The sequence below is a fragment of the Zoogloea sp. genome, from assembly GCF_044344315.1.
Taxonomy (GTDB): Bacteria; Pseudomonadota; Gammaproteobacteria; order Burkholderiales; family Rhodocyclaceae; genus Zoogloea.
Genome location: NZ_JBIJDC010000044.1, coordinates 1 through 19,492, shown reverse-complemented (window position 1 = coordinate 19,492; position 19,492 = coordinate 1). Strand labels below are relative to the sequence as shown.

Below are 19,492 nucleotides of genomic sequence, written 5' to 3'. Positions count from 1 at the left end.
GTCGCCCAACACGCATCAATCACAGGCATGCCGTTGGTCTGGCCTCCGCGGGCGACTGAAGTCGCCCCTACAAGTCGCCCCTGCAAGTTGTGCGGTACGGTCAGCCGAGCGCGTCTCTTACCGCATCCGCCAGGGCCAGGCAGCTGGTCAGGCCGGGGGATTCGATCCCGAAAAGTTGTACCAGCCCTGGCACCCCATGGTCTGCCGGCCCCAGGAGCATGAAGTCGGCTGCCGGCTCGTCCGGGCCGTGGATCTTCGGCCGGATTCCGGCGTAGGCCGGCACCAGGGCACCATCGGGCAGGCCCGGCCAGTAGCGCCGCACGGCGGGGTAGAAGGCCTCGGCGCGGGCCGGGTCCACCTGGTAGCCGGGTTCGTCCACCCACTCCACATCGGGTCCGAAACGGGCCTGGCCGCCCAGATCCAGGGTCAGGTGCACACCAAGGCCGGCGCTTTCCGGCACCGGATAGATCAGGTGCGTGAAGGGGCTGCGGCCCTGCAAGGCAAAGTAGTTGCCCCGGGCATAACGTGCCGTCGGCACCAGGTCGGCCGGAAAACCGCCCATCTGCCGGGCCAGCGGAACCGCTCCCAGCCCGGCGGCGTTGATCACCACGCTGGCGCGCAAGTGCATGGGCTCGGCACCGCCCACCCCGAGCACATGGCCATCGGCTCGGCATTCAATGGACTCCACCGGCGCATGGGTGGCGAGGGTGGCGCCAGCGGCCTCGGCGTCGGCAAGCAGACTCAGCATCAGTGCGTGGCTATCCACAATGCCCGTATCGGGAGAGAGCAGGGCGCCCACGCAGCGCAGGGCGGGCTCCAGTGAGTGGGCCTCGGCCGCGTCCAGGCGCCGAACGCCGGTTACACCATTGGCCCTGGCCTGGCGGGCGATGTTGTCCAGAACCGGGAGCTGTGCCGCCGAGGTGGCCACCACCAGCTTGCCCACCCTTCGATGGGGCACATGCCGCTCGGCGCACCAGGCGTACAGGGCCTCACGGCCGGGCCGACACAGACGGGCGCGCAGGGAGCCGGCCGGATAGTAGAGGCCGGCGTGGATCACCTCGCTGGAGCGGCTGGAAATGCCGGTGCCGAAGGTCTCGGCCGCTTCAAGGATCAGCACCTCGCGTCCGGCACGGGCCAGGGCCCGGGCGCAGGCCAGGCCGATCACCCCGGCGCCGATGACGACGCAGTCGGCCCGTGTGCTCACAGCCTTACACTGCCATCCGGGCAGGCGCCGGACTTCTCCAGCCGACGCACGGTGGGCAGCAGATCCAGGCCGGTGACGGCCTTGAGATTCACCGCACGGGTCTTCAGGGTGGCCAGGTCGACGGGCTGCCCGCCCACCGGCGTGGCGAGGGCGACGACGTTGCCGCTGTCACATTCGGGCAAATCCAGCACCCGCCCGTCGAAGGCCTTGCGGAGGCGCTGCAGCTGGGTCTTGAATCCGCGCAGCTGCCCGAAAAGATTGACACTGAGGACGCCGTCCGCCGCCAGCCGCGCCCGGCATGCCGCATAGAAGGGCTGCGTGGCCAGCGCGCCGGCCCGGGCGTGGCGATCGAAGCCGTCAACGGCGATCAGATCCCACTGGCGCGGATCGTTCTGGATGAACTCGGCTCCGTCGCCGATATGCACCTCAAAGCGCGCATCCTCGTCCGGCAGGCGGAAGTACTGGTGGGCCACCGCATGTACCTCGGGGGCGATCTCCACCACCGTGACTCTTGCCTGGGGCAGGTGGTGGTAGACGAACTTGGCCAGGGAGCCGGCGCCCAGGCCGATCAGCAGCACGCGGGCCGGCCAGGGGGCTTCGCGGAACAGCAGCCCGGCCATCATCTCGCGGGTATAGGTGAGTTCAAGGGCGTTCGGCTTGCGCAGGCGCATCGCGCCCTGCACCCAGTCGGAACCGAAATGCAGGTAGCGGACGCCAGACTCTTCACTGATATCGATGGGATTGCTCATGGAAAAACCGGTGTATTCTGTAGTGCACTGCAACAACGTCGCACGGCGACGTCCTGGAGTCGAACATGACCACTTTCGAACACTTCAACCGCGAGCTCGCCTCGATTGACATGGAGATCGCCCGCCTGGCACAACTGTGCGGCGTGCGTATGCTTGAGCCCGGCGTTGCCGAAGCCGTGCTGCGCGGTGATTCGAGCATGTGCAGCTCCGACAACCCCCTTGCCTGGGAGAAGTTGCGCGGGCTGCTGGTGTTGCACTACCACGTGGTCAGCGAGGCGGCCGCCACCGACGGCGTTGAGGCTGCAGCCGAGGGCGTGCGCAAGGCGCTGGAAAGCGTGCGCGAACGGATGAACCCGAAACAGCAGTAGCGCAGTCATCTCAGTCACCGGTCTTGGGTGAATAAGCCCGGCCGGTGGGGCGGAACAGGGGCGTGCTGCCCGGCGTCACGTCTACTTTGACCCAGCCCATGAAGGGCGAGCCGAAGGTTTCCACGCGGGTGAAGTTGCCCACGGCGGAGCCGTCCTTCGGGTCGCGCAGGGGCGTGTCGATGCGATGCACATGGCTGTCGCCGTGCACCAGCAGCACCTGGCCGGCAAAGCGGCGCGTTTCGGCCAGCAGCTGGGTCAGCAGCTCCCGATAGGCGTGGTTGCCCTTGCCATCACCAAAATCCTCGATGTCCGGGTTGGCCTGCATCACCAGTACCACGCCCTCCAGCCCGGCACTGCGGGCCCGGGCAAAGCCCGCCTCGATCCACGCCTTGACTGCTGCACTGCGCGCCAGGTATTCCGCCCCGGGCGTCTTCTTGCGCCCGTAGTTGTTGCCGCTGCCCGGCACGTTGAGCGTCAGGAAGAGCACTGGCCCGATCTGCCAGCGCTGGTGCTCCCGGTAGGCTGCAAAGGCCGCATCATCGGCCTGGCTTTCCACTGCCATCGGGTACTGGCCGTGGGTTTTGCGGGGGTTGGCAAAGAATACCCCGCGCAGCTTTTCCAGGCGCTCCTGGGGGTCGTAGGCCCCGTTGCTGGTGCGATGACAGTCGGTCCAGTCGTTGTCACCGGGCACGTAGACAAAAGGATGGTGACTGCTTCCGAACAGGGCCAGCCGGTCCTCGTAAATGGCATCGTCGCAGCGCTCCCCGCCGTTCTTGATGTCGCCGTCGTGGATCACCACCTTGAGGGGCTCGGCGTCCATCTCGGCGATCACCGCCGGCAGGTGGGTGCGCTCGAAGCGGTTGTAGGGCGTGTCACCCAGGACGCCAAAGCTGAAGGGCTCGGCAGCATGCGCGGCCAGCGCCGACAGGCTGGCGATCAGGGCGAGGGTGGCGCGGCGCAGGGCGGGCATCACCGGCTTTTCAGACGCTCAGGCGCTTCAGTTCGTAGAGGGCTTCCAGGGCCTCCCGCGGGCTGAGGGCGTCCGGGTCGATCCCGGCCAGGGCGCCCAGCACCGGATGGCCGGGCAGCTCGGGCTCATCTGCGGGCAGGCTGGCAAACAGGTCGGCCTGGGGGCCGGCGGAGATTTCGCGGTTTTCCAGGGCGCGCAGGCGGCGCTTGGCGTCGCGCACCACGGCACCCGGAATGCCGGCCAGGGCGGCGACTTCGATCCCGTAGCTCTGGCTGGCGGGGCCTTCCTCCAGGGCGTGCAGGAAGACGATTCCGTGGTTGTGCTCCACCGCATCCAGGTGCACGTTGGCGCATTCCGGATAGTCCTGGGCCAGACGGGTCAGCTCGAAATAGTGGGTGGCGAACAGGGTCCAGCAGCGGTTCTTGTCCAGCAGATGGCGGGCAATGGCCACGGCCAGGGCGACCCCGTCAAAGGTGGAGGTGCCGCGGCCGATCTCGTCCATCAGCACCAGGCTCTGGTCGGTGGCACCGTGGAGGATGGCGGCGGCCTCGGTCATCTCGACCATGAAAGTGGAGCGCCCGGAGGCCAGGTCGTCCGATGCGCCGATGCGGGTGAAGATCGCATCCACCGGCCCGATGCGGGCGGCGCTGGCCGGTACGAAGCAGCCCACGTGGGCCAGCAGCACGATCAGCGCCACCTGACGCATGGTGGTGGATTTACCGCCCATGTTGGGGCCGGTGATCAGCAGCATGCGCCGGGTGGGGTCGAGGCGGCAGTCGTTGGCGATGAAGTTTTCCACCTGCCGCTCCACCACCGGGTGGCGCCCGGCCTGGATCTCGATGCCCGGCTGGTCGCTGAAGCGGGGCATGGCGTAGTTGTAGCGGGCGGCGGCTTCGGCAAAGGCCGACAGGCCATCGAGCAGGGCGCAGGCCCGGGCGATGCGCTGGAAGCGCGGAATGTCGGCGGCGAGGGCGTCGAGCACGCCCTCGTAGAGCAGCTTGTCCCGGGCCAGGGCGCGCTCCTGGGCCGACAGGGCCTTGTCCTCGAAGGCCTTGAGCTCCGGGGTGATGAAGCGCTCGGCGTTCTTCAGGGTCTGGCGGCGGCGGTAGTCGTCGGGCAGCTCGCCCTTGGCAGCGTTGGCGGCGGAGATCTCGATGTAGAAGCCGTGGACCCGGTTGAACTCCACCTTGAGGTTGGGAATGCCGGTGCGCTCCCGCTCCCGGGCTTCCAGCTCCAGCAGGAAGGCGCCGCAGTTGGTCTGGATGCCGCGCAGCTCGTCCAGGTCGGCATCGAAACCTTCGGCAATTACGCCACCGTCCCGCAGCACGGTGGAGGGTTCGGCGGCAATGGCGCGGGTCAGCAGATCCAGGGCTTCGTCGGGCGTGGCGAGCTCTTCGAGCATGCGCTCCAGCAGCGGTGCCTGGGGGCTGCCCAGGGCGGCGCGCAGCTCGGCCAGACGGCCAAGGCTGTCGCGCAGGGCGGACAGATCCCGCGGGCGGGCGCTGCGCAGGGCCACCCGGGCGGTGATGCGCTCCACGTCCGACACGCCACGCAGGGTGCGCCGCACCGGTTCCACCGGGCCTTCGCCCAGCTCGGCCACGGCCATGTGGCGATGGGCGGCGGCGCTCCGGTCACGCAGGGGGTGGTGCAGGGCGTGGCGCAGCCAGCGCGAGCCCATGCTGGTGGCGCAGGTGTCGAGCAGGGAAAGCAGGGTGGGCGCAGCCTCGCCGCGCAGGGTCTCGGTGATCTCCAGATTGCGCCGGGTGGCCGCGTCCAGGCGCAGGAAGGCGCTGTCGCGCTCGGCCGTGAGCGCCGTGATATGGGCCAGGGCCTGGCGCTGGGTGGCGCGGGCGTAATCAAACAGGGCCGCCGCCGCGGCCAGGGCCACCGGCATCTCGTCGGCGCCGAAGCCAGCCAGATCGCGGGTGCCAAAGTGGGTGGTGAGCAGGCGCCGCGCCGTCTCGGCATCAAACTGCCAGTCGGCCAGGCGGCGCAGGCTGGGGGCCAGATGCTCCAGCAACGGCAGGCGCAGCCCGTCGGGAATCAGCACCTCGGCCGGGCGCAGGCGCTCGAACTGGGCCGCCAGCTGGGGCGCATCGCACTCCAGCACCCGGAAATCCCCGTTGGCCAGGTTGAGCCAGGCCAGCCCCAGCACCCCCCGGTGCAGATTGACCGCCAGCAGCGGCGCATCGGCCTTGTCATCCAGCAGCGCCGCATCGGTGAGCGTGCCCGGTGTGACGATCCGCGCCACTGCCCGCTCCATCGGCCCCTTGGTCGCCCCCGGGTCGCCCACCTGCTCGGCGATCACCACCGACTCCCCCAGCTTCACCAGCCGCGCCAGGTATTGCTCCAGCGCATGATGCGGCACCCCGGCCATCTTGATCGGCTGCCCGGCCGATGCGCCGCGGGTGGTCAGCGTGATGTCCATCAAGCGCGCGGCCTTCTCCGCGTCCTCGAAGAACAACTCGTAGAAGTCGCCCATGCGGTAGAAGAGGAGGGTGTCGGGGTGGTCCTGCTTGATGCGGAGGTACTGCTGCATCATGGGAGTGTGCATCGACAGATCTTGAGTCATTGATTTCAATCTATTCGTATTCCTCAAGCAGTAGCAGTGGCCAGCAGCTTGTTCAGATAATCGGCTTCAGGCATGAACAGGACATGCAGCTTGTCCAAGTCAGGCACAGAGCATGGCCTTGGTGAGTCCAGAGATGTTCGAGGCGTAACCGGTTTGCTGAGGGCGAGAGAATGAAGGACTCCAACGCAACGTCGCCATCACCCAGGCGCTGTTCAAGCTGTTTGATGTTCTCACTGAAAGTGATTTTGTCACTGCCCGGCCCCTCGTGCTCCAGCCCGTGTGGGTCGATGAAGCTGATGCGTTGCTTCCCGTCCTGGCTAACGCACCACAGGATGAAATCCGGGAAGAAATTCCCCGCCTCGAAAAAACCCACCCCGCGCTTGGCCAGATTGCGAAGCAGGAACAGGCGCTTGCCCTGCTCCAGCAGGTCGTCCTCATGGGCTTGCAGCCATTGGCGCAGATCGTTGACGAACTGGAACTCTGACCTGTTGAGGGCGACCGGCTGGATTGCCACCTTCTCGCTGTAGAGCAGGGGTTCGTAGAGGTGAGCGCCCAGGCGCAAGCCCTGAACATAGCCATTGGTCCGCCAGCCAATGGCCGCCAGATCGGCTTTCAACTGGCGGATATCCTGGATCAGGTAATCCTCATTGGCCTCAACCACCAGCGTGTAGTGTTCCTCACCGGGCAGGTTTTCGTGGCCTTTCTCCAGCGGAACCACTTCCATGCGCGGGTCGAGGAACTTCCGTTTGTGGTGGTTGAAGCTGCGTTCCAGTGCCATCGACAGCAATTCAAAGGCCATCGACTGCCAATGACGCCGGTTGTTCATGTTCGCCTGCCACATCTGGGCAGGCGCGGCCAGGCGATACCAGTCCGGCGTGTCGAGCAGTGAGCGAAGCTTGTCGTGCTTCAGTGTCAGGTTGTCCAGGTGTCGTTGGCGGCGGAAACGTTCCAGGTCGAACCACAGCGCATCCCAATCCAGCAGCTTGAGGCGCAGGGCGTCGAATTGGCGCGGCGTGCTGTCGGCCGCATTCACCGCCTCATTTGTCACCTCGCCGGCTTGCAGCATTTGCAGGCGCGGAAAGCGGTCAACGGTGACTACCGCGCCTCTCTGCGTCATGCCCGGTGGCAGGTTTGCGAGAGAGAACTCGACCACTGGCCCGTGCTTGCGGAAATCGTATTGCTCCTGGGTGTCCTTCCGGAAACGAGGGCGCAGGATCTTCAGATTCTGGCCAAAGTCGTGGGTGACGTTGAGGGTAATGGTTTCCACCTTCGGTTCGTCATTTGGCGGCAGCCCTTCGCTTTCCAGGAAATCGCGGAAGGTCGCCATGAAATCTGCCTGCACGCCAAAGACGTTCAAGGTCTCCAGAAAATGGATATCGCGGGGCGGATTGACCGGCTGGTAGCGGCTGGTGCGCATCAGGCTCACGTCCTTGCCCTTCAGGCGCACGCCGCGCCCGAATAGCTGGATGATCTGGGCGCCTTCGCTTTGCCCCATGCGCATCAGGCCAAGGCTGGAAACCCGCCAGCAATCCCAGCCCTCAATGAACTTCTTCGAACCCACCAGGAGATGAATTGGCGAATCCGGCTTGTGCACGTCTCCAAAAACCGCTTCGCCAAACTCGCTGGGGCGAACCTCGGCCAGTGAATGTTTGTGCTCCAGCTCTTCCTGCACGTGCTTGGCCAGCGCTGCCGCGTCCCCCACGTTGATGACGCCAAAGGCCTGTTCTGCCTCGCCCACTTTCAACAGCAATTCGCCGCTGTCTCCCTTGACCCGTTCCACCACCAGATGACCGCCGCCCGGCGCATGGAAAAGGCGCTGGCAGATGTCTGCGTAAATGGCAGCGCCGTCCAGCTTCAAATCCCGCAAATAGGGGAAGGAATTGACGAACACATCGCGCCCCTGAGCGTCCATCAGCCCGGTTTGTTGACCGTTGCCTGAGAGCACTAGGCCGATCAGGCGGGTGAACTCCTCTCGGCGGGCCAGAAAGCGGGCCAAGAAGTCGAGAATCTGCGCCACGTCGGAGGGCGAAACGCTGTCCTCATCCACCTTGCGCCCGGTCACGCTGGCGCCCACAAAGACCCACAGTGGTTTTTCCAGGTTGTAGCCGGCGTAGCGCTTGCCCGCCTCGGTAAACATCCGCAACTGCTGGTAGAAAGCCAGCAAGGCCGCCGTCAGGTAGGTGTCCTTATGGGCCAGCTCGTCCTTGGGGAGATTGAAAATACGGTAATCCTTGCCATACCCGTCGGCATAGAAATAGCGATAGCTGTAATCGAACAGCACCGCCTTGGCGTAGCTCTCGGCCAGCACCTTGTCGTTGGCCGCCTTCACCGCCTGTTTGAAGGTCGCCGAATACTCGAAGGTAAAACCTCGTGCCGCCAGCTTGTCGCGCTTGGCCTTCCAGTCGCTGCCGCTCATGCCCCGGTGGCCTTCGTCCACCAGCAGCAGGTTGCCGTCACCAAAGCTGTCCACCGCCATCTGCTTCACCTTCTGCTCGTCGGCCAGCTTGGTGATTTCGGTGAGCAGCGGAATGTCCAGCGCGCTTTGCCCGCGTGAAGCGAGGTCGCTTTCCTGGCGCAGTGGTTCAGGGTAGAAGCCGTTATCCCGCAGCTCCCGTTCGTGCTGTTCGGAAAGACGCTCGTTGGGGGAAAGCACGATCACCCGGCTATAGGCATCGGCCTGGCCAGTGCAGCGGGCGTAGTGGGCAAACTGGCGCAGGTTGACGTGCATCAGCAACGTCTTGCCACTGCCGGTGGCGTTTTGCAGACACAGTTTGTTCAGGTCGTCGGCCGCATAAAGGCTAATGCCGGTGCTGCGCTTTAGCTTTTCGTGAAAACGGTTGAAGCGTTCGACAAAATCATTCAGTGCCGCGCACAAGCCCTGGCGGTCGCTGAAATAGCGATCCAGGTAGATTTCCACAAACAGCAGTGTCAACCACTGAAAGTACTTCCAGACGATCTCGCCCTTTAGCTTGCGCTTGCCATTGATCGCCTGGGTATGTGCCACCAGGTTGGCGTCGTAGCGCGTCAGCTCGGCGGGCGTCAGCACTGCACTGGTCGGCAGATGGGAGATCAGGGCTTCTAAAAAGCGGTGCTTGCCATTGGGCGCGATACCCGGCTCGACCGTGCGCAGGGTCTTGGCGAGCATTTCCAGCGGCCGTACCTGGCGCCCGCTGTCCGTGTGCGGATGCAGGGGGTCGATACCGAACAGCCCAACCAGAAACTGGTTGAGCACCAATGCCTCCTGAAAATGGCTGACGACCAGCGGCGGCTGCGCCTTGCTGCTACGTGGCGCGCGGCTCATGCCTGACCTCCCAGAGCTTCCAGTCGGGTGATCCAGGCATCGAAGCGCGGGCACTGTTCGCGGATGGCGGGCAGGCCGGCAGCGGCAATGATCTTGGGGCCATGTATCTTCTTCTGGAACGTAGTGCCGAACAGATGGTGCAAACGGTGAGAGGGGCTGGTTTGCGGGCTGTCGTTGACGGCTTCGGGGTTGCCGGCTGCGGCAACCGCCTGCTGCATTTCGTGCAAGTGCCCGGTGGAGCCGCCGAGTTGTTCGACGGTGATCTTCGGTACGGCAAACAGCAACGCTTCGAATTCATGAAGCTGGACGTAGGGCGTCAGCCGGCGGCGAGACTGTTCCGGTACGGCTTCCGTGATAGCCGTCGTCAAGCTGGCAAGATCATGATTGCCGCGACGCTTGAATCCATAGAAATCGTAAAGGGTACTGACCTGCTCGAAATTACCAAACATCGCTGGCAGGCGGCTGCGGATACGGTCGATACTGACATTTCCGCCCAAGTCCACGGCGCGTGCAAAAACGTTGAAAGCCAGCAAATGTGGGCTCAGGACTTGATGAACGAATTCCCGTTCGGTCGAGCCTTCGACACTGATTCCCAAGCGAATCATTCCGGAGTTCCTCCCAGAAGATTCATTTCCCAAAGCTCGCCCATGCGGAAATCGTCAAGCCACTGGGTGACTTCCGCGTCGTCCAGGCGGCGGAAGCGCGAGGCGTTTTCGACTTGGTCTACGACAACGATGTCCTGCCAGCCAAACTCATTGGCCAGCGTCACCGATTGGGTGGAGGCGATGATCTGCGTCTTGGCGCTGGCCGAGCGCATCATGGCCGCCAGCAACTGGATGGCGAAGGGGTGCAGGCCGAGTTCCGGCTCGTCGAGCAGCAGGATGGTGGGCAGATTGGGTTGCAGCAGCAAGGTCGTCAGGCAGATGAAACGCAAGGTGCCGTCGGAAAGCATATGGGCATCAAAATACTCGTCGCTGCCCTTGTGCTTCCAGCGCAGGCGAATCTGCCCCTTGGGCTCGGGTTGAAAGACGAAATCCTGAAAGAACGGCGCCACGCGCTGGATCATGCCGACGATGTCGGCGTAAGCCTTGGTTTCCCGAATGCCGAACAGGAAGGCAGCGAGATTCTCGCCTTGTGGGCGCAGTCGGGTGTTGTCGTGGATGTTCGCCGCCAGCTTGACCTTGGCGGTTTCGCTGGTGTCGTGGAAGTGATGAACCTTCCAGTCGGAAATACAATCGATCACACCTGCCGAACGCGGATCATCCGCAGGCAATTGCGATTCGCTGGTAGCAACCGCACCCGTAACGAAGTTCAGCCAATCGCCATCGGGTGTATCCAAACCGCGGTTGAGACCAAAAACTTCCCGTTCGAAAACCAGCCGATCATCCTTGGTGGGGACCAGCGAAATGTCGTAGGAGTAGGGGTTGAAGCCCAGGTCGACTTCAATGGCTTCTGTCGTCTTCCTACCGAAATACAGCAAACTGTTCGCCCCCCCCTGTTGCGCCACATACAACTGCAAATCCTTATCCAGCAGCTTGTTCATGAACTTGAAGACGCTGATGAAATTGGACTTGCCGGCGCCGTTGGCGCCGATCAGCACGTTGAGCGGGGCCAGGTCCAGGTCCAGTTCGCGGATCGAGCGGAAGCCCTTGAGCTTGATGTGCTGCAAACGACCCAAAGTGCTCATTACGCGTCCTCCCACATCCGTTGGGCGAAGGTTTCTTCGATCAGGCGCACGCGGGTGGCGGCATTGCCGTCGCTGGGCAGGGCGTGGCTGCCGTTGATGTAGATGGTCTCGAACTCGCTTTCCAGCGGGTTGAGCTTCTTCTTCGCCAGATAGGCTTCCAGCACCGCCTGGTCGCGGCCGGCGTCGCTGGTGAGCTTGCGCCAGAGCACCAGCACGCGCTGGCGCGAAGTCTCGTCGCCGGGCACGGCCAGCACATGGCCTTCCACCCAGCGGAACCAGAATTCGCCCTCGTCCTGCTCGTCGATGCGCGCGCAGGTCCAGCGCGTGTCCTGATCCTTGGGCAGGTCGGGATCGACGGTTTGCACCAACTCGGCGGCGTAGCGGCGCGGCCGGTCGAGTTGGGCGACGTGCAGGCCGATCAACCAGCTGAAGGTTTCGATCAGGTCCACCTGCTTTTCCACCTGCGCTTCGCTGCCCGGCTGCTTGATCTTGAGGCAGTAGGCCGTCGGGTCGGCAAACTGGCGCACGTTGAGCAGGCTGGGGCTGCCGGCGGTCTCGAAGTCGAGCCAGTACTTGAGCAGGTAATCCCGGGCGAGGTCGGAATTTTGCGGGTTTTCGACGTCGACCACAGGATTTTTCGGCAGCAGCAGATTGTTCAGGGTGTCTTCGTAGGATTCGAGGCGTAGGTATTTGAAACAGTGGCTGATACCGTCACGGGAGACGGGTTTGCCGTTTTTCCAGTCTTTCGAGTAGCCGGCCTTCTTGGTGCGTGGCAGTACCAATTGGTCAAAATACTCGCCCATTTCGACCATTGCATAGCGGCGCTGACCACCATCGTTGCGGTTCTTCTGGATGACGGCGTGGGCAGTTGTTCCCGAGCCGGCGAAATAGTCCAGCACCCATGGGCGAGACTCCTGATTCGTCGCCAGGGCCAGTACGCGACTCAGCAGCGCGGTCGGCTTTGGTGTCTGGAAAACGATCTCGTCGCCTTGCAGGCCGATGCAGGCCAGCATTTCCTTTTTTGCATCCTGCGTATGGCCGACTTCGGAATAAGGCCAGATGGTTTGGGGGACGCGGCCTTGTTTAACTTCGGTAAGGAAGCGCTTGATTGACGGCATGTTATTGCCGTCCTCACCCCACCAGATTCGATTGTCGCTGTCGAGTTCATCAAATTTTTGTCTTGATATTACCCAGTAGCGGCCGGGCGGAGGCCCCGGAATAACTTTGCCAGATGGGCAAGTTATGGAGTAGCGCCCTTCGCTATAGGGGTTTCGCGCCGAAAGATCGCCGGGCTTCCATGGGCCGCGTGGGTCGTTGTCACGATTGCTGTAGCGTGCTTCCATTTCAACTGTGCGAGGAAGGAGAAATGGGGCCCAGGTTTCAGCATTTTTCGCATAGACCAACACGAAGTCATGGTCTTCCGAAAAATGCCGGGCCGAGTTTTTCGGCGAATAAATTTTTTGCCAGATGGCCGTGGCAATGAAGTTTTCTTCCCCCCAACGTCCATCTGCCAAACGCTTGAAAGCCGCTTGCTCGTTGTCGTCCAGCGAAACAAACAGTGCTGCATTCTCGTCGGCCAGTTCGTGGCTAAGCTGTAGGCGGTCATCCATCATCGACAGCCATGATGAGTGACGGTAGGCATCCCGGTAAAGAAAGCCATCGGAGCCCGTGTTATATGGCGGGTCGATGTAAATGCAACGAATTTGCTCGCGTAGTTTTCTGCGCATCAGATTCAGTGCATGAAAGTTGTCTGAGTGGATCAACAGTCCATTAAGGGTTTCATCCAGGTTTTCCTGACTTGCCAACAGAGCGGCCTTTAAATTTTCGCCAACCAAAGCTGTGTCGACCGTAAGAAACCGATTCGCCCGCAGAAACTCCACCTTCAGCGGTACCGAATACCCCGGTGTCGTGGTGTCCTCGACGATTTCATCAATCGCAAACAGCCGTACCCATTCCTCCCGCTGTGCGTCATTGGTGGCGATTTCCGGGTAGAGGGCTTCGGGGATACGGTCCAGCGTGATGCAGTAATTAGTCTCGACGACGAACTTCTTCTTCAGCCACAGCTTCTTCTGAAAATCCTCGATCTGGGCGAGGAAGTCGATGATGCGGCGGGCGATCTTGCGCAGGCTTTGCAGTTTCTTCAGGTAGCTCTCGACTCGGGGCGCTTCGGCGTTTTCGATGTCGTCGAGGCGCATGATCTCGTTCTTGATGTAGAAATCCAGCTCGCGCCGCAGGAAGCCGCCCAGGTTCTTGTGGATGAAGTAATCCATGGTGTTGCGGCTGGTGTATTGGCCCAGGTATTTGCCGAGCAGCGTGCGGTAGGGCTGCTTGTCGGTGGGCGCCGGGGTGGTCAGCGCAGTGCGGTGGGTTTCGGCTTCGGGCAGCTTGGTCAGCGCGGCCTGGATGGCGGTTTCGGCCTCGTTCAGGCGCTTTTGCTGCCAGGTGCCGGCCTGGCCGGTTTTGTCCGGGTCGGGGCGGTATTGGAACTGGATGACGAGTTCGGTCTGGCCTTGCGCGTTGGTTTCGAGCTTGACCGGTTCCGGGCTGTGGATGAGGAAGTAGCGTTCCTGGCCTTCCTTGACGTTGTTGTGTTCGCCTTCGCTGGCGGCAGCGAGGCGGAAGTGGACGGTCAGGCTTTCTGCCGGCGCGGCAAAGTCGAAGCCGGCCTGGCCACCCTGACCGGCGATTTTTTGCGCGGCGGCGAGGTCGACGGTGAAGTTGGCCAGGTATTCGCTGGATTTGATGTAGTACTGGTCCTTGTTGGCCCAGTGCAGCATGACTTCGCGGCCGTCGTAGGGGATGGCGTAGGGTAGGGCGCGGCTGTCGTTTTCGGCGACGAAGTAGCGGCGCGACATGAAGTCGCCCTTGTCGTAGTAGCGGCTGAAGAAGCGGTAGAGGTGGTCGTAGATTTGCGCGTCGTCAGCGAGCGGCCCGCCGCCTTGCTGGGCTTGCTGGCGGATGGTTTCGTATTCCTGGCCGATCTTGGTTTTGGCGTATTCGGGTTTGATGTCGCCGTTGGCTTCCAGCGCGTAGTCGCCGAGGGTTTGCTCGATTTTGAGGCGTGCGGCGTGAAGCTGGTCGTGGACGCTGGTTTGGTATTGGCCGGCAAAGACCTTGTCGATTTCGGCGGAGAGTTCGTTCTGGATGAAGGCTTTGATCTGGCGGCTGCGGGCATGCAGGATGCGGTAGAGGCCAAAGTCCAGTTCCGGCTGGTTGAGCTGGAACAGCTCTTCGAGCAGGGCAACGAATTTTTCCTTGTATTGGCTCATGGTGTCTCGATCTTGAGTGGTTCTTGGCGGCCTGCAGGGGGATTCACAGGACGGCGCGGCCTTCGGCGATGTTCAGGAGTTCGGGGAATGCGAGGATGGCCGGGCGACGCCCGGCGCCTTCACGCAGTTGCTTGAGTAGCCCGGCTTCCTGTAGCTGTTTAAGCAGCGGATGGGCGGTGGGCTTGGGGATGTGGGCGCGGATGGCGAAGTCGCCGATGCGGAAGATGGGCCGGTCGAACAGGGCGTCGACGATCTGGGCGCTGTGTTGCGAGCGGGTGATGTCGCGCACCTGGGTCTTCATGCGTTCGTACAGGGCGAGGATGGCCTGTACGCGGACGATGTTGGTCTTGGCCTGCTCGGCGATGGCGTGCAGGAAGAAGGCGGTCCAGCCGGTCCAGTCGTTGTCGCGGGTGATGGCGGCCAGTCGTGCGTAGTATTCCGGGCGGTTGGCCTCCAGATAGGCGGAGAGGTAGAACATCGGCGTCGAGAGCCGCCCCTTGCTATACAGGAAGAGAGGAATCAGCAGGCGGCCGATGCGGCCGTTTCCGTCCTTGAAGGGGTGCAGGATTTCAAACTGGGCGTGGACGATGGCGGTTTGCAGCAGCGGGTCTACGTCGTCGCTTTCCAGGTAACGCGCCCAGGCTTCCAGGTGGTCGGGGAGTTGCAGTGGGTTGGGCGGGACGAAGGTGGCGGTTTCCTGCGTGCAACCGTAGGGGCCGATCCAGTTCTGGGTCTTGCGGAATTCCCCGGGCTCCTTGTCCTGGCCACGCACGCTGTCCATCAGGGTTTTGTGCAAGGCCTTGACGAGGCCAAGGCGTAGCGGGCGTTCGCGCAGGGTATCGGCGGCCAGGGTCAGGGCTTGCCGGTAGTTCAGGATTTCCTGAATGTCGGCTTCCTTGTGGGCGTCGTATTCCTGGCCGGCTTCGTGCTCCAGCACTTCCTCGACGGTGGCCTGGGTGCCCTCGATCTTGGAGGAGAGTACCGCTTCCTGGTTGGTCAGCGGCGAGAGCATGACCGCCGGGTTGACCATGCCGTGCAGCAGACCGTCGTAACGGGCGAGCGCCGCATTGGCTTCACCGACCAGCGTAACCAGCTGGGCGATGTTGATGCCTGAGGGTGGTAGCGGGGTGGGCTCGTAGGGCTGCATGCTTTGTGTATCGTTGGCAAGAGACTAAGGCTGTTGCGTATCGTCAATGAGCTCAGCCAATACGCAAATCAGTTTGTGTGTTGCGGATGATGAACAAGCTGGTTTTGTATGGCGAAACACGATTTTTAATACGCTATTTTGCCTCATGTCGACGGCGACGACATATCGAAAATACGTGTCGATGAAACTCGGGTTCATCGACACCTTGTCGTTTAGCCGACCGACCACCGAATCGTGAATAGCTCGCGGGTGTTGCTGGCCTGGTGCAGTCTTTTTTCCAGGGCCGCGATCAGGGCATCGCGCTTGGCCTCGATGTCGTCTTCCACTTCAAAGATGGCTTGGCGCTGCCGGCGTTGTTCGGCTTCGACCTTGCGAGTTTCTTCTTGCAGGCGACGGGCTTCGTCCATGCTCATGGCGGTGCGTGCCTGACGCTTCAAGGCCTTGAGTTTGAGCTTGGTGTCTTGGAGCACCTGTTCGGCGGCGAGGATGCGGTCTTCGGCCCAGGCGTCGAGCTTTTCCCGTTCCTGCTGGAAGTACTGATCGTTTTGTTCGAGGGCGCGGGCAAGGGCGGCTTGCAGTTGCTGGCGGGTATTGCCGGCGAGGCTGTCGGGCGGCGCCAGGCTCTCCAGCGGCCGGGTTTCGGCGGCGATCTGGAAGAGTCTTTCGCAGATTTCCTGTTCCAGGATTTGGCCGGCGTCGTTCTGCGCGGTGAATACCAGGTGTTCCTCGCGCTGGAAGCTGTCGAGTTCGAGCAGGTTGAGTTGCAGCCATCCGCTTTGCCCGGCCAGTTGTTCGAGCATGGCGATACGCGGTTTTTGGCTGCTGGGGTCGAAATGCAGGTGGGCAAGGGGGGCTTCCAGATTACGGCCGCGTTCGAGAACGTATTCGCCGAGGGGGTGGGTCAGGCGATAGATGCGTGCGTGGTCGGGAGGTGTCTGACCCTTGCGGATCAGGTGGTAGAGGCCAGCGGGTGCGGCCAGCAGCGGCGGGGTTTGCAGGGTGAAGGCAAGCGTCTGGGGGTCGAAGCGGGCGTGTCCGGCCAGGATCAGTTGGGTGAGCTTCCAGAAATAGCGGGTGATGCGGTCGAGCTGGCTTTCGGCTTTTTCTTTCTGGCTGCGTAGCAGGTCGTGAATGTCGGCATCGAAGTGTTCGAGCAGAAGTTGCTCGGTATGGGCCATGCGGGCCTGGATGTCTTCTTCGAGTTCGGCACGCAGGGTGGCGAAAGCGGCTTCGATGGCGGCCGGGGTGCGGCAGCGGTCGTAGATTTCGGCAATGCGTTTTTCAAAGTCGATGCCGCTTTCGATCTGGCCGAGAATCTGATCGGAAGCACCGAAGACGCCGTCGAAGAGGTGAAATTTGTCTTGCAGCAGTTCCAGCACGCGCTGGTCGGCTGCGTTGCGCTGGTTGAGGAAGTTGATGACGACCACGTCGAACTGCTGGCCGTAACGATGGCATCGGCCGATACGCTGCTCGACCCGTTGCGGGTTCCAGGGCAGGTCGTAATTGACGAGCAGCGAGCAGAACTGAAGGTTGACGCCCTCCGCGGCGGCTTCGGTGGCGATGAGGATTTCGGCATCGGCGCGGAAATGGTCGATCAGCGCGGTGCGGCGGTCTATGGCGGGCGAACCGGTGACGCGGTCACTACCGCTGAATTTGGCCAGCCAGCGTTGGTAGACGCCGGTGGCGCTCTGGGTATTGTTAGTGCCGCTGAAGGTGATGACCTTGCCGGCGTAGCCCTGGGCTTCGAGGAAGCGGGCGAGGTAGTCCTGGGTGCGTCGGGATTCGGTGAAGATCACCACCTTGCGGGCAGCGCCCATGCCTTGCATGCGTTCGAAGCCTTGCTGGAGTGCATGGAGCAGTGCGTGGGACTTCTGGTCTTCGCGGATGGTGCGGGCTAGGGCCAGATAGCGGTCGAGTTCGGCAAGCTCCTGTTTGAGTAGCGTGTAGTCGATGCCTTCCGGGTTGCCTTGGCTTTCCAGTGCTTCGTCTTCGGCGGCTTCGAGCAATTCGTCCTCAAGGTCGTCATCTTCGACCAGGTGGGCGAACCACTCCTCATCGATGCTTTGCTTGTCGAGCAGCTTTTGCAGGCGGTTGCGGATGGCTTCCAGCGTGGCGGTGATGGCTTCGGTCGAGGAGGCGAGCAGTTTGCGCAGGATCAGCCCGACCAGATGTTTTTGCCGTTGGGGGAAGCCGTAGCTGAACTCTCGTTGCAGGTAGGTCGAGACCAGCTCGTAGAGACGATATTCGTCTTCGCTGGGCTTGAAGGGTGTGGTCAGGGCATGGCGCCGGGTGTAAGGGACGTATTCGAGGACGTCTTTGCGCAGGGTGCGTTTGATGAAGGGAAGGAGACGGCGGCGCAATGCCTGCAGGTCGCCGTCGATGTTGCCGTAGCGGGAGCGAAAGCTGCGTTCATCGCCGAAGATCTCCTCGTCGATCAGCGAGGTGAGCCCGTAAAGCTCCATCAGGGAGTTCTGTAGCGGGGTGGCTGTGAGCAGTAGCTTCTTGCGTCCAGCCAGCGAACGCTTGAGGCTCTGGCCGGTGGCGTGGCTCTTGCGGTGGGCGTTGCGCAGTTTGTGCGCTTCGTCGATGACGATGGCGTCCCAAGGAATGTTGCCGATAGCCTGCTCCATCCGGGTAGAGAAGTGGTAGGAGCAGATGCTGATTACGTCGCGGTTGAAGGGGTCGTAGATGCCGCGCTGCTGAAGGTCTTTCCAAGTGCGGGCGTCAAGGACTTCAGTGGGGAGATTGAATTTCTCACTGAGTTCGAGCGCCCATTGTTTACGCAGGGCGGCTGGGCAGATGACGATCAAACGGCGCTTGCGTTCAGCCCACAGTTGGCAAAGCACCAGGGCTGCTTCGATTGTCTTGCCCAGGCCGACTTCGTCGGCAAGGACGACGCCCCTGCTGAGGGGGTTGTTGAGCGCGAACAGTGCGGCATCGATTTGATGTGGGTTGAGGTCTACGCTGGCGTCGAAGAGGGACTGGGCAATTCGGTCTTCTTCACCGGCGGCGCGGCGACGGGTGAGTTCCCAGGCGTAGTACTTGCCGTGAAAGGCTGTGATCATTCCGTTTGCCAAGCGATTCCCCTTTTGCAGTCCATTGAATAGTACATTGGTCTTAAGCTTCTCCGGTCTGTCCCTGCGCGCCCTCGAGACCAGCCAGAAGTGCCCGCCCACGGCGTCCCGCCCTCCGGGCGCAAGGGCTATAATGCCGGCCTTCCCGTTTTCACCCTCCGGACTCCGCCGTGCACAAGAAAATCCTGATCCTCGATTTCGGCTCCCAGGTCACCCAGCTCATCGCTCGCCGTGTGCGTGAGCAGCAGGTGTACTGCGAAATCCATCCCTACGATGTGTCGGATGAGTTCATCCGCAGCTTTGCGCCCGAGGGGATCATCCTGTCCGGCGGCCCCAACTCGGTGTACGAGGCGGGCGAGGTGAAGGCGCCGATGGCGGTGTTCGAGATCGGGGTGCCGGTGTTTGGCATTTGCTACGGTATGCAGACCATGGCGGCCCAGCTGGGCGGCAAGGTGGAGAGCTCCGGCAAGCGGGAGTTCGGCTACGCCGAGATCCGCGCCCGGGGCCATTCCGAGCTGTTCCGCAACATCCAGGACCGGACCAACGACGAAGGCCACGGCCTGCTGGATGTGTGGATGAGCCACGGTGACAAGGTCACCGAGCTGCCGCCGGGCTTCAAGGTGATCGCCTCCAATGAGTCCACCCCGCTGGCCGCCATGGCCGACGAGGTGCGCAAGTTCTACGCGGTGCAGTTCCACCCGGAAGTCACCCACACCATCAAGGGCAAGGAGATGATTGCCCGCTTCGTTCACGAGATCTGCGGCTGCCAGCACGACTGGAACATGCCCGACTACGTGAATGAAGCCATCGAGAAGGTGCGCGCCCAGGTGGGCAAGGATGAGGTGATCCTCGGCCTGTCCGGCGGTGTTGACTCTTCCGTGGTTGCCGCCCTGCTGCACAAGGCGATTGGCGACCAGCTGACCTGTGTGTTCGTGGACAACGGCCTGCTGCGCCTCAATGAAGGCGAGATGGTCATGCAGATGTTCGCCCGCAACCTGGGCGTCAAGGTCATCCACGTGGATGCCACCGAGCAGTTCATGGGGCACCTCAAGGGCGTGTCCGACCCGGAGGCCAAGCGCAAGATCATCGGCCGCGAGTTCGTCGAGGTCTTCCAGGCCGAGGCGGCCAAGCTGCCCAGCGCGAAGTGGCTG

At 62.5% G+C, this 19,492-nt stretch carries 12 protein-coding genes; 2 read left to right on the top strand and 10 right to left on the bottom strand.

Annotated features, from left to right (window positions below; all coding sequences use genetic code 11):
- Positions 1–100 precede the first annotated feature (100 nt).
- Both ACIQ09_RS11340 and ACIQ09_RS11335 read right to left on the bottom strand, forming a co-directional pair.
- A complete protein-coding gene (locus tag ACIQ09_RS11340) occupies positions 101–1,204 on the bottom strand; it encodes an NAD(P)/FAD-dependent oxidoreductase (RefSeq protein WP_398309422.1) in 1,104 nt (367 codons plus the stop codon).
- A complete protein-coding gene (locus ACIQ09_RS11335) occupies positions 1,201–1,986 on the bottom strand; it encodes a fused MFS/spermidine synthase (protein ID WP_398309419.1) in 786 nt (261 codons plus the stop codon). The genes ACIQ09_RS11340 and ACIQ09_RS11335 overlap by 4 nt, the downstream gene beginning before the upstream one ends.
- A 32-nt stretch (positions 1,987–2,018) precedes the next feature.
- On the opposite strand from ACIQ09_RS11335, the gene ACIQ09_RS11330 reads away from it, so the two are divergent.
- A complete protein-coding gene (locus tag ACIQ09_RS11330) occupies positions 2,019–2,321 on the top strand; it encodes a hypothetical protein (RefSeq protein WP_296575599.1) in 303 nt (100 codons plus the stop codon).
- A gap of 10 nt (positions 2,322–2,331) precedes the next feature.
- Here the strand turns inward: ACIQ09_RS11330 and ACIQ09_RS11325 are convergent, their stop codons facing one another.
- The 8 genes from ACIQ09_RS11325 to ACIQ09_RS11290 all read right to left on the bottom strand — a co-directional run bounded on the left by ACIQ09_RS11325 (position 2,332) and on the right by ACIQ09_RS11290 (position 18,332).
- Positions 2,332–3,291 (bottom strand): hypothetical protein, encoded by a 960-nt coding sequence (locus tag ACIQ09_RS11325; protein ID WP_398309416.1) that lies wholly within the window; start codon positions 3,289–3,291, stop codon positions 2,332–2,334.
- Positions 3,292–3,301: 10 nt separating this feature from the next.
- A complete protein-coding gene (gene mutS, locus ACIQ09_RS11320) occupies positions 3,302–5,845 on the bottom strand; it encodes a DNA mismatch repair protein MutS (protein WP_398309413.1) in 2,544 nt (847 codons plus the stop codon).
- 70 nt (positions 5,846–5,915) lie between these two features.
- Positions 5,916–9,164, bottom strand: coding sequence for a DEAD/DEAH box helicase family protein (locus ACIQ09_RS11315; protein WP_398309410.1), 3,249 nt, complete (start codon positions 9,162–9,164; stop codon positions 5,916–5,918).
- Positions 9,161–9,769, bottom strand: coding sequence for a DUF4276 family protein (locus tag ACIQ09_RS11310; RefSeq protein WP_398309408.1), 609 nt, complete (start codon positions 9,767–9,769; stop codon positions 9,161–9,163). Before ACIQ09_RS11310 ends, ACIQ09_RS11315 begins: the two co-directional genes overlap by 4 nt.
- Positions 9,766–10,851, bottom strand: a complete 1,086-nt coding sequence (locus ACIQ09_RS11305) for an AAA family ATPase (protein ID WP_398309405.1) — start codon at positions 10,849–10,851, stop codon at positions 9,766–9,768. The genes ACIQ09_RS11310 and ACIQ09_RS11305 overlap by 4 nt, the downstream gene beginning before the upstream one ends.
- Positions 10,851–14,120 (bottom strand): site-specific DNA-methyltransferase, encoded by a 3,270-nt coding sequence (locus tag ACIQ09_RS11300; protein ID WP_398309402.1) that lies wholly within the window; start codon positions 14,118–14,120, stop codon positions 10,851–10,853. The genes ACIQ09_RS11305 and ACIQ09_RS11300 overlap by 1 nt, the downstream gene beginning before the upstream one ends.
- 43 nt (positions 14,121–14,163) lie before the next feature.
- Positions 14,164–15,267 carry a Fic family protein gene (locus tag ACIQ09_RS11295; RefSeq protein ID WP_296403209.1) on the bottom strand — a complete coding sequence of 368 codons (1,104 nt, stop codon included), beginning with the start codon at positions 15,265–15,267 and terminating at the stop codon, positions 14,164–14,166.
- Positions 15,268–15,479: 212 nt separating this feature from the next.
- Positions 15,480–18,332, bottom strand: coding sequence for an SNF2-related protein (locus tag ACIQ09_RS11290; RefSeq protein WP_398309397.1), 2,853 nt, complete (start codon positions 18,330–18,332; stop codon positions 15,480–15,482).
- Between the two features lie 179 nt (positions 18,333–18,511).
- Between ACIQ09_RS11290 and guaA the strand changes: the two genes are divergently transcribed.
- On the top strand, positions 18,512–19,492 hold a 981-nt coding region (guaA, locus tag ACIQ09_RS11285; protein WP_398309394.1), incomplete at its 3' end, for a glutamine-hydrolyzing GMP synthase.